The 26,424-nt window shown below is 56.2% G+C and carries 24 protein-coding genes, 1 tRNA gene and 1 pseudogene; 24 read left to right on the top strand and 2 right to left on the bottom strand.

What is annotated here, in order from left to right; translation table 11 throughout:
* Nucleotides 1-17: 17 nt before the first annotated feature.
* The 11 genes from der to BLV81_RS16125 all read left to right on the top strand — a co-directional run bounded on the left by der (nt 18) and on the right by BLV81_RS16125 (nt 12,149).
* Nucleotides 18-1,364 carry a ribosome biogenesis GTPase Der gene (der, locus tag BLV81_RS16175; RefSeq protein WP_092358105.1) on the top strand — a complete coding sequence of 449 codons (1,347 nt, stop codon included), beginning with the start codon at nt 18-20 and terminating at the stop codon, nt 1,362-1,364.
* Nucleotides 1,365-1,503: 139 nt separating this feature from the next.
* Nucleotides 1,504-1,740 (top strand): RNA chaperone Hfq, encoded by a 237-nt coding sequence (gene hfq, locus BLV81_RS16170; protein ID WP_019141241.1) that lies wholly within the window; start codon nt 1,504-1,506, stop codon nt 1,738-1,740.
* 63 nt (nt 1,741-1,803) lie between these two features.
* A complete protein-coding gene (gene hflX / locus BLV81_RS16165) occupies nt 1,804-2,937 on the top strand; it encodes a GTPase HflX (protein ID WP_092358103.1) in 1,134 nt (377 codons plus the stop codon).
* An 85-nt stretch (nt 2,938-3,022) separates the two neighbouring features.
* The gene (gene hflK, locus BLV81_RS16160; RefSeq protein WP_092358101.1) at nt 3,023-4,318 is read left to right on the top strand and encodes an FtsH protease activity modulator HflK; all 1,296 of its coding nucleotides are present in this window, start codon (nt 3,023-3,025) and stop codon (nt 4,316-4,318) included.
* Complete coding sequence (hflC, locus tag BLV81_RS16155; protein ID WP_092358099.1) at nt 4,318-5,214, top strand: protease modulator HflC; 897 nt, start codon at nt 4,318-4,320, stop codon at nt 5,212-5,214. The genes hflK and hflC overlap by 1 nt, the downstream gene beginning before the upstream one ends.
* Nucleotides 5,215-5,399: 185 nt before the next feature.
* Nucleotides 5,400-6,548 (top strand): ATP phosphoribosyltransferase regulatory subunit, encoded by a 1,149-nt coding sequence (locus tag BLV81_RS16150; RefSeq protein WP_092358097.1) that lies wholly within the window; start codon nt 5,400-5,402, stop codon nt 6,546-6,548.
* Nucleotides 6,549-6,551: 3 nt separating this feature from the next.
* A complete protein-coding gene (locus tag BLV81_RS16145) occupies nt 6,552-7,865 on the top strand; it encodes an adenylosuccinate synthase (RefSeq protein WP_092358095.1) in 1,314 nt (437 codons plus the stop codon).
* A gap of 7 nt (nt 7,866-7,872) precedes the next feature.
* Entirely contained in the window at nt 7,873-8,409 is a 537-nt protein-coding gene (locus BLV81_RS16140) for a phosphoribosyltransferase (RefSeq protein WP_092358093.1), read from the top strand.
* 247 nt (nt 8,410-8,656) lie between these two features.
* Nucleotides 8,657-9,973: an MFS transporter gene (locus BLV81_RS16135; RefSeq protein ID WP_092358091.1), complete on the top strand. Its 1,317-nt coding sequence runs from the start codon at nt 8,657-8,659 to the stop codon at nt 9,971-9,973.
* 161 nt (nt 9,974-10,134) lie between these two features.
* Entirely contained in the window at nt 10,135-11,127 is a 993-nt protein-coding gene (gene iolG / locus BLV81_RS16130) for an inositol 2-dehydrogenase (protein WP_092358089.1), read from the top strand.
* Nucleotides 11,124-12,149, top strand: a complete 1,026-nt coding sequence (locus tag BLV81_RS16125) for a Gfo/Idh/MocA family oxidoreductase (RefSeq protein WP_092358087.1) — start codon at nt 11,124-11,126, stop codon at nt 12,147-12,149. Before iolG ends, BLV81_RS16125 begins: the two co-directional genes overlap by 4 nt.
* A 19-nt stretch (nt 12,150-12,168) precedes the next feature.
* Here BLV81_RS16125 and BLV81_RS16120 read toward each other — a convergent pair whose 3' ends face one another.
* The gene (locus BLV81_RS16120) at nt 12,169-13,050 is read right to left on the bottom strand and encodes a MurR/RpiR family transcriptional regulator (RefSeq protein ID WP_092358085.1); all 882 of its coding nucleotides are present in this window, start codon (nt 13,048-13,050) and stop codon (nt 12,169-12,171) included.
* A 192-nt stretch (nt 13,051-13,242) separates the two neighbouring features.
* Here BLV81_RS16120 and BLV81_RS16115 point away from each other — a divergent pair, with 192 nt between their 5' ends.
* From BLV81_RS16115 to BLV81_RS16060, 13 genes are all read left to right on the top strand, one after another.
* Nucleotides 13,243-14,286, top strand: a complete 1,044-nt coding sequence (locus BLV81_RS16115) for a sugar ABC transporter substrate-binding protein (protein ID WP_176992861.1) — start codon at nt 13,243-13,245, stop codon at nt 14,284-14,286.
* 282 nt (nt 14,287-14,568) lie between these two features.
* The gene (locus BLV81_RS16110; protein ID WP_092358337.1) at nt 14,569-15,663 is read left to right on the top strand and encodes an ABC transporter permease; all 1,095 of its coding nucleotides are present in this window, start codon (nt 14,569-14,571) and stop codon (nt 15,661-15,663) included.
* Between the two features lie 2 nt (nt 15,664-15,665).
* On the top strand, nt 15,666-16,448 hold the full coding sequence (locus tag BLV81_RS16105; protein ID WP_092358083.1) for an ATP-binding cassette domain-containing protein: 783 nt from the start codon (nt 15,666-15,668) through the stop codon (nt 16,446-16,448).
* 53 nt (nt 16,449-16,501) lie between these two features.
* Nucleotides 16,502-18,466, top strand: coding sequence for a bifunctional 5-dehydro-2-deoxygluconokinase/5-dehydro-2-deoxyphosphogluconate aldolase (gene iolC, locus BLV81_RS16100; protein ID WP_092358081.1), 1,965 nt, complete (start codon nt 16,502-16,504; stop codon nt 18,464-18,466).
* Nucleotides 18,463-20,349, top strand: coding sequence for a 3D-(3,5/4)-trihydroxycyclohexane-1,2-dione acylhydrolase (decyclizing) (gene iolD / locus BLV81_RS16095; protein ID WP_092358079.1), 1,887 nt, complete (start codon nt 18,463-18,465; stop codon nt 20,347-20,349). The genes iolC and iolD overlap by 4 nt, the downstream gene beginning before the upstream one ends.
* 28 nt (nt 20,350-20,377) lie before the next feature.
* The gene (gene iolE, locus BLV81_RS16090; protein WP_092358077.1) at nt 20,378-21,301 is read left to right on the top strand and encodes a myo-inosose-2 dehydratase; all 924 of its coding nucleotides are present in this window, start codon (nt 20,378-20,380) and stop codon (nt 21,299-21,301) included.
* Nucleotides 21,298-22,092, top strand: coding sequence for a 5-deoxy-glucuronate isomerase (gene iolB, locus BLV81_RS16085; RefSeq protein ID WP_092358075.1), 795 nt, complete (start codon nt 21,298-21,300; stop codon nt 22,090-22,092). The genes iolE and iolB overlap by 4 nt, the downstream gene beginning before the upstream one ends.
* Nucleotides 22,093-22,502: 410 nt before the next feature.
* Nucleotides 22,503-22,799, top strand: a complete 297-nt coding sequence (locus tag BLV81_RS16080) for a hypothetical protein (RefSeq protein ID WP_092358073.1) — start codon at nt 22,503-22,505, stop codon at nt 22,797-22,799.
* A complete protein-coding gene (locus BLV81_RS16075; protein ID WP_092358071.1) occupies nt 22,796-23,185 on the top strand; it encodes a hypothetical protein in 390 nt (129 codons plus the stop codon). The genes BLV81_RS16080 and BLV81_RS16075 overlap by 4 nt, the downstream gene beginning before the upstream one ends.
* Nucleotides 23,182-23,307, top strand: a complete 126-nt coding sequence (locus BLV81_RS24240; protein WP_255365271.1) for a hypothetical protein — start codon at nt 23,182-23,184, stop codon at nt 23,305-23,307. Before BLV81_RS16075 ends, BLV81_RS24240 begins: the two co-directional genes overlap by 4 nt.
* Nucleotides 23,308-23,427: 120 nt before the next feature.
* Nucleotides 23,428-23,512, top strand: a tRNA-Leu gene (locus BLV81_RS16070).
* Between the two features lie 387 nt (nt 23,513-23,899).
* Nucleotides 23,900-25,012 (top strand): FRG domain-containing protein, encoded by a 1,113-nt coding sequence (locus tag BLV81_RS16065; RefSeq protein ID WP_092358069.1) that lies wholly within the window; start codon nt 23,900-23,902, stop codon nt 25,010-25,012.
* Nucleotides 25,013-25,069: 57 nt separating this feature from the next.
* Entirely contained in the window at nt 25,070-25,840 is a 771-nt protein-coding gene (locus BLV81_RS16060) for a nucleotidyltransferase domain-containing protein (RefSeq protein ID WP_092358067.1), read from the top strand.
* Nucleotides 25,841-25,994: 154 nt separating this feature from the next.
* On the opposite strand, the pseudogene BLV81_RS16055 reads toward BLV81_RS16060, so the two are convergent.
* A pseudogene (locus BLV81_RS16055) lies at nt 25,995-26,244 on the bottom strand (DUF3297 family protein).
* Between the last annotated feature and the right edge of the window lie 180 nt (nt 26,245-26,424).

Here is a 26,424-nt window from a genome sequence, read left to right as displayed (position 1 = left end):
TCAGTGAAAACAACTTAATGAAGCCAGTAATTGCACTTGTAGGACGTCCCAATGTCGGCAAATCGACGTTATTCAATCGTCTGACGCGTTCCCGTGATGCGTTGGTCGCCGATTTGCCCGGCTTGACTCGCGACCGCCATTACGGCGAAGGGCGGGTCGGCGAACGCCCGTTCCTGGTGATCGATACTGGTGGTTTCGAGCCGGTTGCCAAAGACGGCATCATGCACGAGATGGCGAAACAGACCAAGCAGGCTGTGGCTGAAGCCGATGTGGTGATCTTTATCGTCGACGGCCGTCAGGGTTTGACGCCGCACGACAAGACCATCACCGATTTCTTGCGCAAATCCGGCCGCTCCGTGATGCTGGTGGTGAATAAATCCGAGGGCATGAAGTACACCTCGGTCACCGCCGAATTCTACGAGCTCGGCATGGGTGATCCGTACGTCATTTCGGCTGCCCACGGCGATGGCGTCACCGATCTGGTGGAAGAGTCGCTGGATCTGGCGTTCGCACAGCGTCCGCCGGAAGTGGACGAGCCGGAGGGCAAGGAAGATCGCGGCATCAAGATCGCTATCGTCGGTCGCCCGAACGTCGGCAAATCCACATTGGTGAATACCTTGCTGGGCGAGGAGCGTGTCATTGCTTTCGACATGCCCGGCACCACGCGCGACTCGATCGAGATTCCGTTCGAGCGCGACGGCAAAAAATACACCTTGATCGATACCGCTGGTATCCGTCGCCGCGGCAAGGTTTTCGAAGCTATCGAAAAGTTTTCCGTGGTCAAGACCTTGCAATCCATTTCGGAAGCCAACGTGGTCTTGCTGTTGCTCGATGCGCAGCAGGATATCTCCGAACAGGATGCCCACATCGCCGGCTTCGTGCTGGAGACCGGGCGCGCATTGGTGGTCGGCGTCAATAAATGGGATGGCTTGACCAGCGATCGCCGCGATGAAATCAAGATGGACATGGATCGCAAACTGAATTTTCTTTCATTTGCGAAATTTCATTTTATTTCAGCATTGAAATCGACCGGCATTACGCCGTTGATGAAATCGATCGATTCCGCGTATGCGGCGGCAATGTCCAACCTGACTACGCCGAAGCTCACGCGCGCCTTGATCGAGGCGGTAGAGCATCAGCAACCGCGGCGCAAGGGTTCTATCCGTCCGAAGCTGCGTTATGCCCATCAGGGCGGCATGAATCCGCCTATCGTCGTCATCCATGGCAATGCCTTGGAATCGATCGAAGATAACTATAAACGTTATCTGGAAAAACATTTTCGAGAAACTTTTTCGCTGGTTGGGACTCCATTACGCATCGAGTTCAGATCTAGCCGGAACCCTTACGCGCGCCAGGAAAAATAATTTTTTAAAAACACTTTTTTCTGAGCAGTAAATCCGAAAATCGTTTACATTCGTAAAACACCCACCGAGTCATTCGCAGAATTCATTCTCGATTTAATTTGCATTTGACTTCTAATCACAACAACACAGTGGAGTAGCCATGAGTAATAAAGGGCAATTGTTACAAGACCCGTTTTTGAACGCCTTGCGTAAAGAGCACGTCCCGGTTTCCATCTATTTGGTCAACGGCATCAAGCTTCAGGGCCATATCGAATCCTTCGATCAATACGTAGTTTTACTGCGTAATACCGTTACCCAAATGGTATACAAGCACGCCATCTCAACCGTAGTTCCGGCACGCGCTGTCAATCTGAATCTTGAATCTGAAGCAGAATAACTATTTGAAGCAGAATAACTATTTGCTATCGGCAAGAGCCGCAACTACTACACGAATGTACCCATGCGCGCAGCGCTAGTCGGAGTGGACTTCGGCAAAGGTGATTTTGCCGCAAGTCTCGAAGAACTGTCATTGCTGGCCAAGTCAGCCGGGGCGGTTCCGCTTGTCACCATCACCGGCAAGCGCAGCAGCCCGGACGCCGCCTTGTTTGTCGGCTCCGGCAAAGCACAGGAAATAGCCGACACCGTGTTTGATGATGAGCTTGAAATCGTCATTTTCAATCATGCCTTGTCGCCGGCCCAGCAACGCAATCTTGAACGCGTATTGAAAGTAAGGGTTCTGGATCGCACCAGTCTCATACTCGATATCTTTGCCCAAAGAGCCAAAAGCCATGAAGGTAAAGTGCAGGTTGAGCTTGCGCAGTTGCAACATCTGGCGACACGGCTGATACGCGGCTGGACTCACTTGGAACGGCAAAAGGGTGGTATCGGTTTGCGCGGTCCTGGTGAAACCCAGCTTGAAACCGACCGTCGTTTGTTAGGCGACCGGGTCAAAGCCCTGCGCGCCAGGCTGGACAAGCTACATCGGCAACACGCAACGCAACGGCGCGCACGCGGGCGCAGTGCAACTATTTCGATTTCGCTGGTGGGCTACACCAATGCCGGCAAATCAACCTTGTTTAACGCGCTGGCGAAAGCCGGCGTGTACGCTGCGGACCAGTTGTTTGCAACGCTGGACACTACATCCAGAAGGGTTTATCTGGGCGAGGCGGGCAGTGTGGTGATTTCCGATACGGTCGGATTCATTCGCGAATTGCCGCATCAACTGGTTGCGGCATTCAGAGCAACGCTGGAAGAAACCATCCATGCCGATTTGTTATTGCACGTGGTGGATGCAGCAAGTCCGGCGCGTATGGAGCAAATCGAGCAGGTGAACCTGGTGTTGAAAGAAATCGGCGCCGATCATATCCCGCAGATTCTGGTGTGGAACAAGATCGACGTTGCAGAACTGGAGCCGGGGGTCGAACGTGATGAGTATGATAAAATTCAGCGAGTTTTTGTTAGCGCGCAAAAGGGCACAGGCCTGGATTTATTGCGGCAGGCCATCACCGAATTCGTAACCGGCAATCCGGCGGCCGGCGATCCGGCGGCAACGGCATATTCACTGCCAGCTATCGAAAGTACACAGCAGGTGTAAAACCGTTCTAAATAAGTAAGCTAAGTAAGCGCCTCTAACGAGCATTCCAACCTATTTGTTTCATTTACTTAAAGATAACGATCGAATGCTTGGTACCTTATTCAAAAAACTTGGTTTGAAATTTTCGTTGAATGACCCGCAATGGGGTCGGAATTCGCAAAATGACAACAAGCAAAACAATGATGGCAAAAAGCCAAACAGCGGTCCGCCGGATCTGGACAAGCTGTGGCAGGATTTCAATCAACGCCTGACGCGCTTGCTGGGTAACAAGAGCGGCGGCGGTGGCGATTCGAATGGCGGCGGTTTCAATCCTGACATGAAAGGCGCTGGCGTCGGCATCGGTGCGATTGCAGCCGTGGTGGCTCTGTTATGGCTGGCGAGCGGTTTCTTTACCGTCCAGGAAGGCCAGACCGGCGTTGTGATGACTTTCGGCAAGTACAGCCATTCGACCACCCCGGGTTTCAACTGGCGCTGGCCTTACCCGATTCAGGGCCATGAGATCGTCAACGTTTCGCAAGTGCGTACGGTCGAGGTCGGCTATCGTGCCAACGCCAAGAACAAGCAACCCAAAGAAGCCCTGATGCTGACCGATGATGAAAACATCATCGATATCCAGTTTGCCGTCCAATACACGCTGAAGAGCGCGTCCGACTGGATTTTCAACGTTCGCGATCCGGAAGAAACCGTACGCCAGGTGGCGGAAACTTCAATTCGTGAAATCGTCGGTAAGAACAAGATGGATTTCGTACTGTACGAGGGGCGCGAGAAAGTGGCTCTGGACACCAGTCAGTTGATGCAGCAGATTCTGGATCGTTATCAGGCCGGCGTACAAATTACCAACGTCACGATGCAAGGCGTGCAACCGCCGGAGCAGGTGCAAGCGGCCTTTGACGACGCGGTAAAAGCCGGACAGGATCGCGAGCGCCAAAAGAATGAAGGCCAGGCCTATGCCAATGACGTGATCCCAAAGGCGCGCGGCGCGGCGTCGCGTTTGCTGCAGGAAGCCGAAGCGTACAGCGCCCGTGTTACCGCCAACGCCGAGGGCGATGCCTCGCGTTTCAAACAGGTTCTGACCGAATACCAGAAAGCGCCTGCCGTGACGCGGGACCGGATGTATCTGGATACCATGCAACAGATTTTCGCAAATACGACAAAAGTAATGGTTGATGCTAAAAGCGGGAGTAATTTATTGTATTTGCCATTGGATAAGCTGATTGCGCAATCGGCAGCTAATGCCGTGCCGGGCGCCGGTTCAGGCGGCCCGGCAAGCGGCGCCGCACCGTCAATGATGAAGGATGGCGCCAGCACCATCGAATCGCGGCAGCAGCCGGACGATCGTTCGCGTGATAGCCGCGACTCGCGTGATCGGGAGGGCAGATAATGAATCGCCTTATCTCGTTGCTGATATTCGTCTTCGTCGCGTTGTGGCTGGTGTTTTCCACCATCTTTGTGGTTGACCAGCGCCAGTATGCGATCTTGTTCGCTTTTGGCGAAGTGAAGCAGGTGATCAACCAGCCTGGCTTGCATTTCAAGTTGCCGCCGCCGTTTCAAAATGTGCTGTTCCTGGATAAACGGGTCCTGACTATCGATCCGCCGGATACAGACCGTTTTATTACTGCGGAAAAAATGAACATCCTGATCGACGCCTTTGTAAAATGGCGGATTACCGATCCGAAATTGTATTTCGTCAGTTTCGGCGGCGATGAAAAACGCGCCCAGGACCGTATGTCGCAAATCGTCAAAGCCGCTTTGAATGATGAAATTACCAAGCGCACCGTGCGTGAAGTGATTTCGGGCCAGCGCGGCAAGGTGATGGATTCGATTCGTCAAAAGGTGCAGGATGAATCCAAGCAGATCGGTGTCGACATCATTGATGTGCGGCTGAAACGGGTGGATTACGTCGACCAGATCAATGCCTCCGTTTACGATCGCATGAAGTCGGAGCGCTTGCGGGTTGCCAACGAATTGCGTTCGACCGGTTCTGCCGATTCGGAAAAGATACGTGCAGATGCAGACAAGCAGCGTACCGTGATTCTGGCGGAAGCTTATCGCGATGCTGAAAAGATGCGCGGTGAGGGCGATGCCAAAGCCTCGCAGATTTATGCCCAGGCATTTGGCCAGAATCCGGAGTTTTACAAGTTTTATCGTAGCCTTGAAGCTTATCGGGCCAGCTTCAAGACCCGTCAGGACTTGATGGTGCTTGATCCGAATTCGGAATTCTTTAAATATTTCCGGAGCCCGGCCGGCGGCGGAGCTGCGGCGCCTGCAAAAAAATAAGTCTTTTTCTGCAAGAATGAGCTTGTCCGGGAATGGCGCCCTCGCTTGAGGCGCCATTCCTTATTTTCGACGGCCGTATGTTCGCATTGTTTTTTTATTAATCAATAAATTAATCAAATCATCAAATCTTCAGCGTTTAGCCGAATTGATCCACAAAAGTAACTTTCCCTAGATTCATTTTTACTATGCCAAATTGGCTTCTCCCTGAAAATATTGCCGATGTCTTGCCTTCGGAAGCCCGCAAGATCGAAGATCTGCGTCGCCTGATACTGGATAATTTCCGCCTGTACGGCTATGAACTGGTCATGCCGCCGATGCTGGAATATCTGGAATCCTTGCTGGCCGGCGCCGGCCAGGATACCGATCTGCGGACCTTCAAGCTGGTCGACCAGCTGTCTGGCCGCACGCTCGGCATTCGCGCCGACATGACCACCCAGGTTGCCCGTATCGATGCGCATTTGCTGAATCGCGAGTCGGTTACCCGCCTGTGCTACGTCGGCAGCGTCTTGCATACCCGTCAGATAGGCTTGCACGCAACCCGCGAACCGTTGCAGATCGGCGCCGAGATTTACGGTCATCTTGGACTCGAAGCCGATGCCGAAATCCAGGAACTGGCGCTGGCGACCCTGGCCTTGGCCGGGATCACCCAGGTACGCCTGGATTTGTGTCATGTCGGTATTTTGCGCACAATTATTGGCGGCGATGACGCCGCCAAGGTGGATGAAAGCGAGCTGGTTGCATTGCTGGAAGCCAAGGATTTACCAGGCTTACGCACCATCAGCGTCAATTACGGGCCGCAGACCCGCGCCGCCTTGCTGGCGCTGCCCGGTTTATATGGCGATGCCAGCGTATTGCAGCAGGCGCGGCAGGTGCTGCCGTCCTTGCCGGCCATCGCCAAGGCGCTGGACGAACTGGAAACCCTGGCGGAAGCTGCAGGGAAAGATTGCGTTACCGTCGATTTAGCCGACTTACGCGGGTATCATTACGAAAGTGGTTTGATTTTCGCCGCCTATGTGCCCGGTTTGCCGAACGCCATACTGCGCGGCGGCCGTTACGACGTCGGCGCGGCATTTGGCCGTTCGCGTCCGGCTACCGGCTTCTCGATGGATTTGCGAGAACTGGCAAGACTGATTCCGGTAGCAATCCGCAAGCGCGCAATTCATGCGCCCTGGGGAATTGAAGCCGGCTTGAAGGAAAAGATCGTTGAGTTGCGCAAGGCTGGGGAAGTTGTGATCCAGAGTCTGCCCGGCCACGAAAACGATCAAGACGAGTTCGATTGCGACCGCGCGGTCGTACTCGAAAATGGAAACTGGATTATCAAAAATTTGGACTAAGTGATGTTACAGAAAAGCACCGCAAAAAACGTCGTTGTGATTGGCACCCAATGGGGCGACGAAGGAAAAGGCAAGATCGTCGACTGGCTTACCGATCACGCGCAAGCAGTTGTGCGTTTTCAGGGTGGTCATAACGCAGGACATACATTGGTCATCGGCGGTCACAAGACGGCATTGCAGCTGATCCCGTCCGGCATCATGCGGCCCGGCGTGGCCTGCTATATCGGCAATGGCGTCGTGCTGTCGGTTCCCGATTTGCTGCGCGAGATCGATAAATTGCAGGCGGCCGGAGTGGAAGTCGCGTCGCGCCTGAAAATCTCTGAAGCTTGCCCTATCATCCTGCCTTACCACACCGCACTCGATGCGGCGCGTGAAGCGGCCCGCGGCGATGCCAAGATCGGCACCACCGGCAAAGGGATAGGCCCGGCTTATGAAGACAAGGTGGCGCGCCGCGCGATTCGCGTCGCCGACCTGCTCAACGAGAAGCGCTTTGCCGAAAAGCTGGCAGCCAATCTGGAATATCATAATTTCGTCCTGACCAATTACCTGAAGGCGCCAGCTGTCGATTATCAAAAGACGCTGGACGATGCGCTGGCAACCGTGGAGCGCCTGCGGCCGATGGTGGCCGACGTGTCGAGCGACCTGTACGCTGCCTACAATAACGGCGCCAGCCTGTTGTTCGAAGGCGCGCAGGGCAGTTTGCTGGACGTCGACCACGGCACTTATCCGTTCGTCACATCGAGCAACTGCGTGGCGGGGAATGCCGCTGCCGGCAGCGGCGTCGGCCCTGACATGCTGCACTACATCCTGGGCATTACCAAGGCTTACACCACCCGCGTCGGTTCCGGCCCGTTCCCGTCCGAACTGCCGACCGACCAAGGTGTTGGCAAGCACCTGGCGAGCGTTGGCCATGAATTCGGCACCGTCACCGGCCGCGCCCGTCGTTGCGGCTGGTTTGACGCCGCTCTGCTGAAGCGTTCGGTGCAGATCAATGGCGTCTCCGGCATGTGCCTGACCAAGCTGGATGTGCTGGATGGCCTGGAAACGCTGAAATTGTGCACCGGCTACACGCTCAACGGCAAGACTGTCGATATCTTCCCGGTCGGTGCTGAAGAAGCTGCATTGTGCCAGCCTATCTATGAAGAAATGCCGGGCTGGAGCGAATCCACGGTTGGCGCCAAATCCATGGACGCCTTGCCGGCTACTGCTCGCGCCTATATCAAACGTATCGAAGAATTGGTAGGCGTGCCTATCGATATGGTGTCGACCGGTCCTGACCGTGAAGAAACCATCGTTTTGCGCCATCCATTTAAATAAAAGCAATATGAACAAATCAGATGATAAAGACCTGTGGGTCTCGTGGGATGAATATCACCGCATAATTGAAAAACTGGTATTGAATGTCCATGCTTCCGGCTGGCAGTTCGACCAGGTGCTGTGCCTGGCGCGCGGCGGTTTGCGTCCGGGCGACGTGTTTTCACGTATTTTCGATGTGCCGCTGGCGATCTTGTCGACCAGCTCTTACCGCGAAGATGCCGGCACGGTGCGTAGCGAACTCGATATCGGCAAACACATCACCATGAGCCGCGGCGCCTTGTCCGGCCGGGTCCTGGTGGTCGATGACCTGGTCGATTCCGGCGTTACGCTGGACAAAGTCTTGCATCACCTGAAAGAAAACTATGCACCGGTCACTGAGGTGAAGTCAGCGGTAATCTGGTGGAAGGCATGTTCTTCGCTCAAGCCGGATTATTACGTCGATTACCTGCCGACCAATCCGTGGATACACCAGCCTTTCGAAGAATACGACAGCCTGCGCCCACATCAGTTGGAAGCCTGGAGCAGGAAGGGCGTATCGAGATAAGTCGAGCGCGCTTTGTTGATAGCTTCCTTGAAAGCCTCGTTGTTTACGCAGCGGGGCTTTTTTTACGTCTCGCGGAAATGCAGCAAGAGCCGGCAGTCTGCGTTATTGTCTCAAGTCGATCCAGTTGAAATCTTGCGCGCGTACAGCTGTAAAAAGCGGCGGGGGAGGGAAATCAAAACACAATAATCGACCCAGGAAAACAGCATCCGAATATCACGATGGGCAGGCCACATAAAGGGATACAACTATGAGCAGCACTGTAATCGGCAGTACCGCAATTAACAGCACCCCAATTCACAGCACCGCAATACCATCCGGACAGCACCCGCAAACCTGGCGCGCTGTCATTTCATCGTCAATCGGCAATGCATTGGAATGGTTCGATGTTTTGCTTTACAGCGCCATGGCGGTCACCATCGCCAAGCTGTTTTTCCCGACCGAGAACCAGACCGTTTCGCTGCTGATTACCTTTGCGACCTTCGGCGTCTCGTTTTTCATGCGGCCGCTGGGGGCGATTGTTATCGGCGCCTATTCCGACCGCGTCGGCCGCAAAGCCGCACTGACACTATCGATCCTGCTGATGATGATCGGCACGTTGCTGATCGCCGTCATGCCGACCTATGCGCAGATCGGCCTGTGGGCGCCGGCCGGCATCGTTTTGGCGCGCTTGCTGCAGGGCTTTTCCGCCGGCGGCGAATTCGGCAGTTCGACCGCATTCCTGGTTGAACATGCGCCGCACCGACGCGGATTCTTTTCCAGCTGGCAGGTTGCCAGCCAGGGCCTGAGCATCGTGCTGGCTGCGGTGGCCGGCGCACTCCTGTCGTCGCAACTGTCTATCGATCAACTGGAATCCTGGGGCTGGCGTTTGCCATTCTTGTTCGGCTTGCTGATCGGACCTGCCGGCTACTACATCCGCAGGAATCTGGAAGAGTCGCCTGAGTTCGCCCAGGCCAGCGCCACCAGTACGCCGCTACGCGACATCATGAGCAGTCAGAAAATGCGTTTGCTGATCGGCGCCGGCAGCGTCATCATGGCCACCGTGTCGGTCTACCTGGTGGTCTACATGCCGACTTATGCGGTCAAGCAGTTGGGCATGAGCTCGACGGCGTCGTTCAGCGCCACCATCCTGGCCGGCGTGATCATGCTGCTGTTCTCGCCATTGGTTGGCCACCTGTCCGACAAATACGGCCGCACGCCGTTCATGTTGAGCAGCAGCGCGTTGTTCGTCCTGCTGACTTACCCGTTGTTTTCCTGGTTGTCGTCCAACCCGAGCTTTATCAACCTGCTGCTGGTGCAAGGCGTCATCGGTCTGCTGATGACCATGTATTTTGCATCGATGCCGGCGCTGCTGTCCGATATTTTCCCGGTCCAGACGCGCGGCACGGGCATGTCCCTGAGCTACAACATCGCCGTGATGATTTTTGGCGGTTTTGCCGGCATGACGATCACCTGGCTGATCGCCGTTACCGAAAACAAGCTGGCGGTGACTTTCTATGTGATCGGCGGCGCATTGTTGAGCGTGATCGCTACGCTTGCTGCGCGTTATAAGCTGCGTCTGCGTTGATGCTTGTTTAAAAGCGCATGACAGGCGAGCAAGCCAGCTTGCCTGTCATGCAAAAAATATTCGATTAAAAAAATAAACGGAAAATTGTTTCTATTTTGAAGATTCGTGCCTACAATGGCAGAAAGCGGAAGTAAAACCATATCCATAAACGGAGACCAGACATGATTGACGTGGCAATATTCGGCGCCGGCCGTATCGGCAAGATCCATGCGGGCAATCTGGTGCTGCAGCCAGGCGCCAATCTGAAATACGTCAGCGATATCAATGCACAAGCCGCGCAAGAGCTGGCGACGCAGCACGGCGCGCAGGTAGCGGATATCGATCGCATTCTGGCCGATCCGAGCGTAGGCGCAGTCCTGATTGCCGCCAGCACCGATACTCACGCCGACCTGATCATGCGGGCAGCGGCAGCCGGCAAGGCGATCTTTTGCGAGAAACCGGTCGACCTCGCGCTGGAGCGCGCCAAGGCATGCGCCAGCGCCGTTGCGAAAGCCGGGGTGACTTGCATGATCGGCTTCCAACGCCGCTTCGACCCGACATTCGACGCCCTCAAAACGCGCCTGGCCGCAGGGGAAATCGGCGATCCCGAAATGCTCATCGTCACCAGCCGCGATCCCGGTGCGCCGCCGGTTTCCTATATCAAAAGCTCGGGCGGCATTTTCAAGGATATGCTGATCCATGATTTCGATATTTTCCGCTGGATACTGGAAGACGAGGCAGTCAGCATCTCCGCCACCGGCAGTTGCCTGAGCGATCCGGCGATTGCCGAGGCCGGCGATATCGATTGCGCGGCAGTCACCATCCGTACCCGCCGCGGCCGCCTGTGCCAGATCAATACCAGTCGCCGCGCCGCCTATGGCTACGATCAGCGCTTCGAGGTATTGGGCAGCAAAGGCATGCTGCAGGCAGGAAACCACAAGCCGACCGAAGTGATCGCGGCGACCGGATATGGCGTCAGCTCGGACAATCCCGAACATTTCTTCCTGGAGCGCTACCGCACAGCCTATGCCCGCGAGATCGCCCATTTCTTTGACGCGGTAGTCAACCGGGTTGCCGTGCGCACCACGATTGAAGACGGTGTCAAAGCGCTGGAGTTGGCCGAGGCGGCAACGCTGTCGTGGCGTGAGAATCGCACTATCGAGCTGGCAAAATGAGCCGCGCTCCAACTTTGAAAGTAGGCATAGCCGGCCTCGGCAGGCTAGGGCGGCGCCACGCCGAAAACCTGGCGTCGCGCGTTGCCGGCGCCGAACTGGTCGCTGCGTGCAGCCCGGTGCCGGCAGAACTCGAATGGGCGCGCGACACGCTTCAGGTGCCGCATCTGTATGCCGATTACGCAGCCATGCTGGCGCATGACGGGCTGGACGCGGTGTTCCTGGTGACGCCGACCTCCCTGCATCCGCAGCAAATCATCCAGGCCTTGCAAGCCGGTAAGCATGTGTTTTGTGAAAAGCCCTTGTCGCTGGATCTGGAGGATTGCCGCCGGGTCAGCGCCGAGGCCGCGCGGCACCCGCAATTGAAAGTAATGATCGGTTTTGTGCGCCGCTTCGACGCCAGCTATCAGGATGCTTACAAAAAAATCCGGCAAGGCGCGATCGGCGCGCCGTTCATGGTGTATTCGCAGACTTGCGACCAGTACGATCCGGACGGTTTTTTCGTCAAATTCGCCGCCACCAGCGGCGGCATATTCCTTGATTGCAGCGTGCACGACATCGATCTGGCGCGCTGGCTGCTCGGCAATCCGCAGCCGGTCCGGGTCTACGCCAGCGGCACCCGGGCCATCCATCAGGATTTACAGCAGTTTCAGGACGTCGATAACGGCGTCGCCATCTGTGAATTCGACAACGGCCGGATAGCGACCTTTTACGCCTCGCGCACCATGCCGCACGGGCATGACACCATGACTGAAATCACCGGCACGGCGGGACGTTTGACGGTGGGCCGCAACCCGCGCAAGAATCGTCTGGAAATTGCCGACGCCCACGGTGTCCGCAACGAATGCCTGCCGAGTTTCTTCGAGCGTTTCGAGGATGCCTTCCTGACGGAAATCACTACTTTCGTGGATGCGATACGCCAGCAACGCAAGCTGGAGTTGACCCTCGATGATGCTAGCGAGGCGACCCGCATAGGTATCGCCTTGCGCGAATCGCTGCTGTCAAAGCGGCCGGTACTGTTATGACCTGCGATTTTCTGCTTATTTACTCGTCATAACCCTCAATGGCGCCGCTTTCTTCCACGTTCAGTTCCAACCTGTAAGCCAAGGCGATAAACAAGGCCTGGCACAGGCACATCGCATTGGTCAGTGAACGGAAGGCGAAGGCGCTGCCTTCTTTCACTGTCAGCAATACCGATGCATGCCTTGCCAGCGGGCTCAGCTGGCTATCGGTGATGACCAGCGACTTGGCCTGATGATGATGCGCCAGCCGGACGCAAGCCTGGGTTTCCTTGCCGTAGGGCGTAAAGCTGATGGCGATGACTACGTCATTCTTGCCTATGCTGCGGATCTGCTCGCGGATCATGCCGCCCAGGCCGGACAGCAGGTGCACCCGCTTATTGGTGTGTTGTAAGGCATACACGATATAGGTGGCGATCGGGAATGAGCGGCGCACTCCGATGACATAGATATTCTCGGCTTTCTGCAGCAGCTTTACCGCTGCGTCGAACTGCTCGTCATCCATGCCGTTCAATAATTCGTCCAGGCCGCTGCGGCTGGCGGCGATGAATTCGCGTGCCATCGAGCCGCCGGTAAGCGGGGTCGGCTTGGCGTCGATCAGCTTGCGGATGCGCTGCTGGTAGTTCTGCGACGGAATCGCCTGCGCCGTATAGGCATCGCGGAAAACCGCCTGCATCTCGCTGAAGCCGCTGAAGCCGAATTGCTTGGCAAAGCGCACGATGGCGGACGGTTGCACCTGGCAATGCTCGGCGATGTCGCTGATTCTTTCCAGCATCAGGCTGCTGCGATGCTGCTCTACATAGGTGGCAATGATCTTCAACTGGCGCGAAAGCGTTGCGTATTGTTCCGCGATTTGCCGCATCAACTGGTCGACAGCCGGTGTATCCGCCATGGCGTTCTTTCTCATTTATGTTGTGCGGCAATTATAAAGACATTTCAACTCTTCGATTCAATGATTGGAAATTAAATTCTAAATTAAATTTATTTGAAAAAAACGTTGCACATCGGATGCGCTTGTTCTATTGTTTAGTACCGATGACGCTATCGGGTCCGGGCGCTCAGCCTGTAAGTAATGAATAAAACAACAACGGAGATAACTATGCAACGACTCAGATGCAAGGGCCTGGCCAAGGTCCTGATGGTGACGGCGCTGGCGATGGGCTTTGGCGCCATGAACAGTAGTTATGCAGCAAATGAGAAATTCGTTCTGATCAGCCATGCCCCGGATTCCGACTCCTGGTGGAACACCATCAAGAATGCCATCAAACAGGCCGGCGAAGATTTCAATGTCAGCGTCGATTACCGTAATCCGCCGAATGGCGACCTGGCCGACATGTCGCGCCTGATCGAGCAGGCGGCAGCCCGCCACTACGATGGCGTGATCGCCAGCATCGCCGATTTCAGCGTATTGAAAAAAGCCATGGAAAACGTCACCGCCAAGAAAATCCCACTGGTGACCATCAATTCCGGCACCCAGCAGCAAAGTGAAGAGCTGGGCGCAGTCATGCATGTCGGCCAGCCGGAATACGATGCGGGCCACGGCGCCGGCGAAAAAGCCAAGGCTGCAGGCATCAAATCTTTCCTGTGCGTCAACCACTACGCAACCAACCCGTCTTCCTTTGAGCGTTGCCGCGGTTTCGCCGATGCCATCGGCGTCGATTATAAAAAATCAACGCTGGACGCCGGCCAGGATCCTACCGGTATCGAGAGCAAGGTAAGCGCTTATCTGCGTAATAACCCGGGTACGCAAGCGGTATTGGCGCTCGGTCCCGATTCGGCCTCGCCAAGCCTGCGCGCACTGCAAAAAATGGGTCTGAAGGGCAAGATGTGGTTCGCTACTTTCGATCTGTCTGAAGAAGTCGCCAAGGGTATCAAGGATGGTTCGGTACAGTTTGCGATTGACCAGCAACCCTACCTGCAGGGCTACATTCCGGTTGCCGTTCTGGCCATCATGAAGCAAGACAAGATCACCGATGTCGCTGCCATCCAGGCCAAGCTGAAAGCCAATCCGAAATTCCAGGCGCGGCTGGCCGAATATGGCTTGGCGCCGCTCTATGGCCCGCGTCACATCAGCTCCGGCCCTGGTTACATCACCAAAGACAATCTCGACAAAGTGTTGAAATACGCCGGCCAATACCGCTGATCCAGCGACTTTGGTCACGTGCGGTTTGTGGCAGCATTTATGACACGCATTTTGTGACATCCGCGGCTGCCCGCAACGATATCGCGGGCAGCCGGCAAGTTGAAATCCAGGGGAGCGATGCACCCGGGCTCGACTACGTCCGCACGATCCCGCACCACCCCATACAACAGCCAGTCCGAGGTTCGACTAATGGCCAATACAGCAGGAGATACAGTCATGAATTCAAGTAGTGTGCACGCTGACAAGCTAGGTGCCGAAGGCAATGGCCCGGCGCAGCAGAACATGGCGCCGAAAGACGAGCGGGTTCGCAAGGAAGGTTCTTTAAAGCGTTTCCTCGGGCGTCCCGAGTTTGCTTCGCTGGCAGGCGCCATCCTGGTGTTTATCATCTTCGGTTTCGCCGCCGGCGATTCCGGCATGTTCAATCTTGATGGCGTGGTCAACTGGATGCAGGTGGCGGCCTACTTGGGCTTGATCTCGATCGGCGCCTGCGTGTTGATGATTGCCGGCGAGTTCGATTTGTCGATGGGTTCGATGATCGGCTTTGCCGGCATGATGGTGGCGATTCCCACCGTCTATTTCCACTGGCCGTTCTGGCTGGCTATCCTGTTTGCATTTGCCGGTTCCATGGCCTTGGGCTGGCTTAACGGCTACCTGGTGGTCAAGACCAGGCTGCCTTCGTTCATCGTCACGCTGGCGTTCATGTTCATCTTGCGCGGCTTGACGCTGGCGCTCTCGATCATGTTCGCCAACCGTACCATTGTCAGCGGCGTCGGCGACCTGGCCGCGCATGACTGGCTCGGCAGCTGGCTGTTCACCGGCAATCTCGGCAGCGGGCTGTTCCACTGGATGGCCAGCCACGGCTGGATCGCGACCACGGATAACGGCCAGCCGCTGGTGCCCGGGATTCCCAAGGTCATCATCTGGTGGCTGGCGCTGGCGTTGGGTGCAAGCTTCGTCCTGGCGCGGACCCGTTTCGGCAACTGGATCTTCGCCGTCGGCGGCGACGCCAATGCCGCCAAGAACGTCGGCGTGCCGGTGAAGCGGGTCAAGACTACGCTGTTTGTGTTTACCGCTTTTTGCGCCTGCCTGTTTGCCGTATTGCAGGTGGCCGACGTCGGTTCGGCTGCGGCCGATCGTGGCTTGCAGAAGGAATTTGAAGCCATCATCGCGGCAGTGATCGGCGGCGCCTTGCTGACCGGCGGCTACGGTTCCGTGATCGGCGCCTGCTTCGGCGCCTTGATCTTTGGCGTGGTCCAGATCGGCATCACTTACACCAATCTCAATTCAGACTGGTTCCGGGTGTTCCTCGGCGTGATGCTGCTGGTGGCTGTGTTGTTCAACAATTATGTCCGTCGCCGCGTGACGGAGGCGAGGTAATCATGAGTGACACTATTCTGGCTCTGGAAAACGTCAGCAAGTATTTTGGTTCGGTGATTGCTTTGCAAAATGTCACCTTGCGCTTGAAAAAAGGCGAGGTGCATTGCCTGCTGGGCGATAACGGCGCCGGCAAATCGACCCTGATCAAGACGCTTGCCGGAGTGCACAAGCCCTCCGAAGGGCAATACCTGGTCGACGGCAAGCCGGTCTCTTTCAATTCTCCGAAGGAGGCGCTGGATGTCGGCGTGGCAACCGTCTACCAGGATCTGGCGCTGGTGCCGCTGCTGTCGGTGGCGCGCAATTTCTTCATGGGCCGCGAGCCGACCAAGAAAGTGTTCGGCATCACCGTCATGGACATCAACTATGCGGCCGAGACGGCGCGTGAAAAGCTGGCGGAAATGGGCATCATGGTGCGCGATCCGCACCATGCGATCGGCACCATGTCCGGCGGTGAAAAACAATGCCTGGCGATTGCCCGTGCGATTCACTTCGGCGCCCGCGTCCTGATTCTCGACGAGCCGACTGCGGCACTGGGCGTCAAGCAATCGTTCAATGTGCTGAAGCTGATCCACAAGGCGCGCGAGCGCGGCATTTCAGTGATTTTCATTACCCACAATGTGCATCACGCCTATCCGATCGGCGATTCTTTCACCTTGCTCAATCGCGGCAAATCGATGGGCACTTTCACCAAGGACAATGTCAGCAAGGATGAAGTGCTGGACATGATGGCGGGCGGCGCAGAAATGCAGACGCTGATGAATCAGCTGGAAGGCATACAGGTCTAGGCCTGAGTCGATATCTAAGTTTAAGCATCTAAGTTCAAGTTAAGGACGCACTCATGCAACACACCAACAACACCTTCGCACCGGGCCGCAGGCTCGACGTGGTTTGCATCGGCCGTCTCGCGGTGGATCTGTACGCGCAGCAAATCGGCGCGCCGCTGTCGGATGTCAGCAGTTTTGCCAAATACCTGGGCGGATCTTCCGCCAATATCGCTTTCGGCTGTGCCCGCCTGGGATTGAAATCGGCGATGCTGGCGCGGGTTGGCAATGAAGCTAATGGCCGGTTTCTGACGGCCGCGCTGGCGGCGGAAGGTTGCGACGTCAGCCAGATCAAGATCGATCCGGAACGACTGACTGCGCTGGTGATGCTGGGCTTGAAGGATAAAGACACGTTTCCCTTGATTTTCTATCGCGACAACTGTGCCGACATGGCGCTGGCCGAGGAAGATATCGATGAGGCTTTCATCGCCGCCAGCAAGGCCTTGCTGATTACCGGCACCCATTTCTCCACGCAGCAGGTGCATCGCAGCAGCAGCCTGGCGTTGGAGTACGCGCGCCGCAACAACGTCCGCACGGTGCTCGATATCGACTACCGGCCGGTGCTGTGGGGATTGACGCAGAAAGGCGACGGCGAGACGCGTTTTATCGCCAACGATGGCGTAACCGCGCATCTGCAAGGGATCTTGCCGAAATTCGACCTGGTGGTCGGCACCGAAGAAGAATTCATGATTGCCGGCGGCGGCCGCGACATCATCGCTTCCCTGCAAGCGGTGCGCGCGCTCAGCCAGGCCACGCTGGTGGTCAAGCGCGGCCCGCTGGGCTGTACCGTCATCCATGGTGCGATTCCGAATTCGCTGGATGAGGGATTCAACTATAAGGGGGTGCAAGTCGAGGTGCTCAACGTGCTGGGTGCGGGCGATGCCTTCCTGTCGGGATTCCTGAAAGGCTGGCTGAACGGCGCAGACGATGAAAGCTGCTGCCGCTACGCCAATGCTTGCGGCGCCTTGGTCGTGTCGCGCCATGCATGCGCGCCGGCGATGCCGACGCCGGTCGAACTGGCGTATTTCCTGCAGCATGCCGAGCGCATGCAGCGGCCGGACCAGGACGCGCATCTGCAGCGTTTGCATAGAGTCAGCGCGCCGCGTAAAAACTGGGATGAAGTCAACGTATTTGCCTTTGATCATCGCAACCAGTTCTTTGAATTGGCGCGTGAATCAGGCGTCGATGAAGCGCGTTTGCCGCAGCTCAAGCAACTGCTGGTGCAAGCCGTCGCCGCCACCGAGCAGGCGCTGGGCCTGCAAGGCAAGATCGGCATCTTGGCCGACGACCGCTACGGCCAGGACGCGCTGAACGCCGCTACCGGTCGCGGCTGGTGGGTTGGCCATGCGGTCGAGCTGCCGCTTTCGAATCCGCTGGAATTCGACTACGGCCGCTCGATTGCTTCGCATCTGCTGAGCTGGCCCAAGGAGCATGTGGTCAAGTGCCTGGTGCAGTTTCATCCGGACGATGCGGTCGAAAACCGGCTGCAGCAGGAAGCCCAGATTCGCGGCTTGTATGACGCGGTACAGGTCAGCGGTCACGAATTGCTGCTGGAGATCATCCCGCCGAAAGATATGCCGAAGGCCGGCGACACCGTGCTGCGCGGCATCAAGCGCTTGTACAACCTGGGAATTTATCCCGAATGGTGGAAGCTGGAATCGATGTCGACGCAGCAGTGGGACGCGATCGATCGCCTGATTGCCGAGCGCGATCCGTATTGCCGCGGCGTGGTGCTGCTGGGCCTGGCGGCGCCGGTGGCAGAACTGGCGGCCGGCTTTCGCGCCTCGCGCCACAGCAAGACTTGCCGCGGGTTCATGGTTGGACGGACGATTTTCCATGAGCCATCCAAGCGCTGGCTGCAAGGGCAGATAGATGATGCTACGCTGATCCGGCAGGTGCGGACAACTTTCGAACAGCTGATCGGTGTCTGGCAAGCCAGCCGTAGTGCAGATCAACCCGACACAGCGGAGCGCGCAGCATGAGTGCAGCCAAAACCATACGCCTGACCATGGCGCAAGCGCTGGTGCGCTATCTGGCTGCCTTGCGCGTCGATACGGCGGACGCGAGCGCCGGTGACAACGGCGCTGTGCCGTTGTTTGGCGGGGTGTTCTCGATTTTCGGCCACGGTAATGTGGCTGGCCTGGGCGAGGCCTTGTTTCAGTACCGGGAACAATTGCCGACTTATCGCGCGCACAACGAACAAGCTATGGCCCATGCCGCAATCGCCTATGCCAAAAGCCACATGCGGCGCCGCATGATGGCCGTCACCAGTTCGATCGGGCCTGGCGCCACCAATCTGTTGACCGCTGCTGCGCTGGCCCACGTGAACCGGCTGCCGGTGCTGCTGCTGCCGGGCGACATCTTCGTCTCGCGGCGGCCTGATCCGGTATTGCAGCAGGTGGAAAATTTCCAGGATGGCGGCGTTTCCGCCAACGATGCGTTCAAGCCCCTGTCTCGCTATTTCGACCGCATCTACTATCCGGAACAGTTGCTGACAGCGTTGCCGCGGGCGATCCAGGTATTGACCGACGCCGCCCAATGCGGCCCGGTGACGCTGGCCTTGCCGCAAGACGTGCAAACCATGGCCTACGATTATCCGGTCGATTTTTTTGCGCCGAAAACGGTGAAATTCCGCGCACAGGGGCCGGCCGTGGATGAGCTGCAGGCGGCGCTGGCGTTGCTGAAAAATTCCAGGCAGCCATTGATCATTGCCGGTGGCGGCGTACTGTATGGCGAGGCGAGCGACGCCTTGCGTTGTTTTGCCGAAAAACATGCGGTGCCGGTGGCGGAAACACAGGCCGGGAAAAGCGCCTTGGCCTGGCGCCATCCCTTGCAGCTGGGCGCACTCGGCGTGACCGGTTCGCCGGCAGCGAATGCCTTGGCGCAAAAGGCGGATGTGGTGATTGCGGTAGGCACGCGGCTGCAAGACTTCACGACCGGCTCGCACTCTTTGTTTGGCCAGGCGCAACTGCTCAGTATCAATGTCAACCCGGTCGATGTCCTCAAATGGCAGGCCACGCCGATGTTGTCCGATGCGCGTTTGGGCCTGGCCGCCTTGTCGCAGGGCCTGCAAGACTGGCGCGCCAGCGCGGCCTGGCATGCACTGGCGCTGGAGCAGGCCAACTCTTGGCGTGCCAGCGTCGACGAAATTACCGGTAAACGTGAAATCGACGCACCTGCGTTGCCGTACGACGGTGAAGTGATCGGCGCGGTACAACGCTCCAGCATCGATTCGACCGTGCATGACATCGTAGTCTGCGCCGCCGGCACTTTGCCGGCCGAGCTGCATAAATTATGGCGCACCTCGACGCCCGGCGGCTATCACGTCGAATATGGCTACTCCTGCATGGGCTACGAAATTGCCGGCGGCCTCGGCGTCAAGATGGCGCAACCGGACCGCGACGTGATCGTGATGGTGGGCGACGGCAGCTACCTGATGATGAATTCCGAGATCGCCACATCGGTCATGCTGGATAAGAAATTGATCATCGTGGTGCTGGACAACCGCGGCTACGGCTGCATCAATCGCCTGCAACAGGCGTGCGGCGGCGCGCCATTCAACAACATGCTGGAAGATTGCCTGCAAGGCCGGCATGGCGCGCCAGCCATCGATTTTGCCGCCCATGCGAAATCGCTTGGCGCGCTGGCGGAAAACGTCAAGACCATCGCGCAATTGGAGGCGGCGTTGCAACGGGCGCGCGCGGCCGACCGCACCTATCTGGTATGCATCGACACCGATCCTGCGCGCAGCACTGAAGAGGGCGGCTGCTGGTGGGAAGTAGCGGTGCCGGAGGTGTCGCAGCGGCAGCAGGTACAGACGGCAAGAGCCGAGTACGAACAAGCCCGCCGCAGTCAAAAAGTGTGAACGAAGTGTGGATATTGTGAGAGAAACCATGACATTTAACGTAAAGATCGGCATCAACCCGATTTCCTGGATGAATGACGACTTGCCATCGCTGGGCGGCGAGACGCCGCTGGAAGTGGCGTTGGCCGAGGGCGCGCAAATCGGTTATCGCGGCTTCGAGCTGGGCAATAAATTTCCAAAGGAGCCGGCGGCGCTGGCTGCGGTGCTCGGCAAATATCAACTCGAATGCATCTCGGGCTGGTATTCCGGCCGCCTGGCTACCGCTTCGGTCGAGGACGAAATTGCCGCGGTCGGCCCGCATCTGCGGCTGTTGGCGGAAAACGGCGCCAAAGTCATGGTGTACGGCGAAGTCGCCAATGCCATCCAGGGCCGGCCCGATCCCTTGTACAAGCGCCCGCGCTTTCTGAACGACCTGGAATGGCGGCAATACGCCGACAAGCTGACTGCCTTTGCGCGTTTTACCTTGGCGCATGGCGTGCGCCTGGCTTATCACCATCACATGGGCGCCTATGTCGAGACGCCGGCCGATGTCGAGCGCTTGATGGCATTGAGCGGCGATGAAGTCGGCCTGCTGTTCGACAGCGGCCACATCGCGTTTGCCGGCGGCGATCCCTTGAAGGTGCTGGAGCAGCATATCAAGCGCGTTTGCCATGTCCATTGCAAGGACGTGCGGCCGGCGGTGGTGAAGATGGCGCGCAACGGCAACTGGAGTTTCCTGCAGGCGGTGATCAATGGCGCTTTTACCGTGCCGGGCGACGGCGCCATCGACTTTGACGGCCTGCTGCGGCTCTTGTATCGGCATGGCTATGCCGGCTGGCTGGTGGTTGAGGCGGAACAGGATCCGGCTGTCGCCCCAAGCTATCAGTACGCCGCAATGGGTTATCGTCATTTGGCCGGTCTGGTGAGCGCCATCGAGGCCGGCAGCAAAATCGACCATGCGGAGGCGGCATGAGTCTGCTCGTCAAGGGGCACGCGCTAGGACGGGAAATCGTCAGCGTCACGCCGCAATCGGCGCATTGGCGCTTTGTCGGCTTTACCGCATATCGGCTGGCTGCGGCAGAGAAGATTCATTTCGATACGGCGCAGCGCGAGGTGTGCATCGTGGTGCTGCGCGGGGTGGTCAGCGTCCAGGCTGGCGCTCATGCTTGGAAAGAAATCGGCGAGCGTCAAAGCGTGTTCGATCAAAGTTCGCCGTATGCAGTGTATGTGCCGCATAGCCATGCCGTCACCGTCAGCGCCCACGGCGATGCCGAAATTGCCGTCTGCAGCGCTCCAGGCCATGGCGATCTGAGTGCGCGCCTGATAGAACCTGGAATGGCTAAGCGCTCGGTGCGCGGGCAGGGCAGCAATACACGTTACGTCTGCGATATCCTGCCGCAAACCGAGCCGGCCGATCATTTGCTGGTGGTCGAAGTCGTGACGCCCGGCGGCCACTCCTCAAGTTATCCGCCGCACAAGCACGATACCGATAATTTGCCGCAAGAGAGTTTTCTCGAAGAGACCTATTATCATCGCCTGAATCCGCCGCAAGGCTTTGCTTTCCAGCGCGTGTACACCGACGATCGTTCGCTGGACGAGTCGATGGCGGTGGAAAATCACGATGTGGTCATGGTGCCGCGCGGATATCATCCGGTGGTGGCGCCGCATGGCTACGACAGCTATTACCTGAACGTGATGGCCGGCCCCAGGCGCGAATGGCATTTCAAGAATGATCCGGCGCATGAATGGATGTTGCAGCGCTGATCCAGGTTGAATTTGCGACGCCCGGCATGATGAACGGATGCACTGAGCTATATGTTCCTGTCCAATGCCCCCCAGACGAATTTTTTGCTGGCAACTCTTCCGCGCGAAGCGTTACGCAGTAACGCCGGCATGATTAATTGCGTTGACTTCACGGCGGCTGGCATGATGCGCTATAATCATTGCGCCCCCAAGAAAAAGGGGGAACGGGTTTGACAGTCCGAAATGTACGAGGCGCACAAACGGCGCAATGCCGTTTTTTTACGTGCGTATACCATTGTCGCGCCTTCTTTGGGCGGCACTGGCGGGAGCCTTCGGGCTGCCGGTAGCCTTGTACGCCGGTCTGTCAACCTGTCTTTGCCGCCCACCCCGTTTGACAGCGGGGAGCGGTTTAACCGTACAAGGAGATCACAATGCCTAGCACCACCACGCCTAAACAATCCCCTATCATCGACCAAGCTGCAGCGTTAGAGGCTATTCGAGAACTGACAGACCACATTGCATTCACCGCGCGCCATACCGATATCCTGCTGCAATCCATCGTCGATAAGCTCGATTCAAGCACCGGCCTGAATCAGGAAGCGCTCAAGCCGGTAGCGGCAATCGAATGCTTTGTCCTCTGCGCCCAAACGGCAAACACCGCCATTCCGCGCTTGTCGGACCAATCCATTGATCTACAGGCCCAACTGGCGGCGCGAGGTGCGGCATGAGCGCCGACATCCAGCCAAAAGCTGCCCTCCCCGCCAGCGTCCATCAGCCATTCAGCGTTCTCAGCGACAAGGCCAGGCAGATCCCCACGGCGGAATTCGTCGCGCTCACGCTGGACCTTGCCCTTGGCATGCAAACCTGCCTAGAGATCGTCCATGCGGCAAATTTTCAACGCATCTACAACGAAGAAGCCGAGGCCGGGGAGGAAATCGCCCCGGCGATCAGCGAGTACGAGGCCGAGGTTTTGCTGCGCTTCTCGATTGCAGCGGCAAAACTGCTGCACGAATCGGCAGATGGATCGATTACATGGCTGAACAATGACGGCCCCGAGTGGCTGGAACGAAAGGTGGCACGTTCCAAGGGGGGCAAAATGAAGAGCCATCAATGACGTCATCCGCGCAGCATGACGGGTACGTGGCGGCGAGCATGCTGGCGGAGCGAGTGGAAGTGTATATCGATGTGCTCGACGATCTGTGTTTGAGCGCCGACTGCAGCAAGCCGCTTGAATGATGCAACAATAAAATTTGAATAATTGCATAAAATTGCAAACTCCGATTGACCGAAGCTATCAAATGCACGTATTATTCGGTCTTCGCAATTGCAGTGAGCCTTAGCTGGCTTCGCATTACGGCCCACGTGGCGGAATTGGTAGACGCGCATGGTTCAGGTCCATGTGCCGCAAGGTGTGGGGGTTCGAGTCCCTCCGTGGGCACCAGGAAACTGGTGTTGGAAGTAAAGAGAAACCGCATAAACATCAATGTTTATGCGGTTTTTTTGTGTGCGCCCATGCTGCGCGCGCGCAGTCAGGTCTTGGAACGATGCACGGCGTGCTTCATATTTGCGGTTTGTTAGTAGCTTGCTCTAATAAGCTGGCCACGGATTAACAGGCTCACGGTCTATCGCGGCGCTAGACCGCATAGGATATGATACTGTGCCGAGATCGTTGTCTAATAAAGGTAATATTTCATACCCTCGAGACCCGCATAATCACTGGGGTGGCGATCCTTCAATAGACAGGGAAGATGGTCGTTTCGTTGCCAGTAGCTACTAGAATTAGCGTTGTTAAAAGATAAATATATATGACGCACATCCCGGAGGCGTTATGCATGGACAATGGCTAGGTAAATTTGAGGCTACACAGATCGCGGGCCCTATCACAGTCGATGTAGACGAGCTTCCCCATGGATTTGGTGGGCGTGCTGTAGTTTTCCCTCCTCCTGGCATCGCTCCAGTGTTTGTTGGTCTTTTCGAGACAACGTCGAAGGTAAGTCCCGCGCAGTTCTTTGTCGTCCTGTCAGCTGCAAATCCCATCACGGGGCTTTCAATGACATGGGAAGAAGTCGTGAGACAGTATCCGGTTGGGCAATTCGCTCGCCAGCTCCAAGTCACGGCGAGCTGGGACGCTCAAAATCTTACGTTGAACTGGACGTCTGATATAGGCGGTCAAGGTCGCGCCGTGTTGCCGAGGAGTTGTGCCGCGCGCGCTTCTGAATATTCTTTGAATCCGGTAACATGGGACGAATTCAAAAAACACGTGATTGATCTCGAGCCGCGCAGATTTGTGTTTAGAGGCCAACGAACGCCAGGCCGTTTGCGTACTACGTATCATCGTAGTGGCCGAGCCGACCTAGTACGATATGCAAAAAACGATATACCAACTTTGCACCAAAATCTAAGTGCTCGTACACGCCATTTATTTAATTTAAGGGACCCTCTGGAATTTGGCGCATTTCTTCATTTAGGACAACATCACGGTTACCCCACGCCATTGTTAGACTGGTCGTATTCGGCATTTGTTGCGGGTTTCTTCGCATATCGATCCATTCTTAATTCAGAGGCCAGAAGTGCATCAGGCGATGACCGAGTAAGAATTTTTAAGTTTGATCGACTCGCGTGGCTAAAGGACTTTGCCGAGGAAAGCAAAATTGATACGTTGAAATTGCATCTTTCGTTCTACGAATTTTTGGCGGTCGATAATGAACGGATGATTCCACAGCAGGCACTATCGATTCTGACCAATATTGACGATGTTGAATCCTATATTCGTTTGTGTGATCAGAGAAACAAGCGGACGTACCTGGAAGTATTTGATGTTCCTGTTCAGGGCCGCCACGCCATCATGCGAGAGCTCAGCATGATGGGAATTACAGCAGGTTCGTTGCTACCAGGCCTAGACGGAAGTTGCGCAGAGCTGAGGGAGCGATTCTTTGAGTAGGCAAGTCTGAGCCATTATCGCTTGATGCCAGACAATGCGTAGACCGGGAGGACAGATTTGGTTGAATCAAAAGGCGTAGATACTGATGGATTCATCCGTGTCATATCGGGTAGACCAATCCAGCCCGCCTTCCAAACGGCGGTTGATAATCTGTGCGACATGCTGCTTGATTGCTTGGGACCATTGATTGACAGCGTGTACTTATACGGCAGCGTCGCAAGAGGTGATGCTATAGCTGGAAAATCAGACTTGGACGTCACCTTGATTCTGATCCGTGAACCTACTTTACAAGACACCCAAGCCATTGAGTCTGTGCGCCTCGCACTAGAAAGTCGACATTCCGAAGTTACAAAGGTCGACTTCGATATTGGGTGTCTCGCGGATGTCAATGCTCCTGAAAATCTCTATAAATGGGGTTTCTGGTTAAAGCATCATTGCCGATGCGTCTATGGCAATGATCTTGCGAATCAATTCGCTCTATTCCGGCCATCCAGACTGATTGCAAGAGCGGTGAATGGAGACTTTCCTGATGTGTTAGCTGCTTACGCACAACGCATAGAAGCTGAGAATAACGTCCTTTTGATCGAACGTCTCAAGAGAGCTGCATCAAGGAAACTCATTCGCTCGACCAACGTACTTCGTCCCGTAGAGGCGCTATCGTGGCCCGAATCACTCGAAGATCATGCTGATCAATTTCTGGTGACATACCTAGAAATGAGGCCACAGATTGCCTATTTCCTTTTCCAGCAACAAATGTTGGATAGCGACCAGGACGATTTCATCGAACGGCTGCGATTTTTTTCGGCATGGATGCAACTGCAGATCTGAAATATGGTTCGTCTTAGCAGTTACAGGCAAATACTCATCGCGATAGTCGGTAATCGGCCAAAAATGGACGTGTAATCGCTATCGAAAAGACGTTAGCGCACACGCCCTTGCAGACAATCAAAGAAGGTAAGAAATGCTAATCAAAGAACAGCACCTACCGATAGAAAGGTTCGACCATGCCTTTTACTTTAGTCATTAAGGGGTTGCCCTTCCGATCTAACGCCTTTCCGGCCGGGACTTTAATCCATCCCTCGCTGATGCAATATTCCTCAACTTCGAAGTGCTCCTTATTGTTAAGTTTAATACCAACATCATGTTCAAATATGGCAGCATTATAGTAAGGGCTACGAGGATCGACTGAGAGCCGATCAGGAAGTTGGGGGGCGGGTTTGGGTATCGTTCATGGCCACAATTATCAACTATAAGATTAACCAAAACAATTTTTTTGCGTGGTTTCGCTAAATCACTTGGTTGACCGCTATCGGCCAACTTGTAGTGGTCAAGTAAATTCGGACACGGCGATAGGTTTTTTTGCTGCCATGTTCCGTTCGTAGACGGAGGGCGGCAGATTGCCCAGAACTGAA

This window comes from Collimonas sp. OK242 (assembly GCF_900107095.1).
Classification (GTDB): Bacteria; Pseudomonadota; Gammaproteobacteria; order Burkholderiales; family Burkholderiaceae_D; genus Collimonas.
The sequence above is the reverse complement of the archived record's forward strand: the minus strand, read 5'-3'. Positions and strand labels throughout refer to the sequence as shown.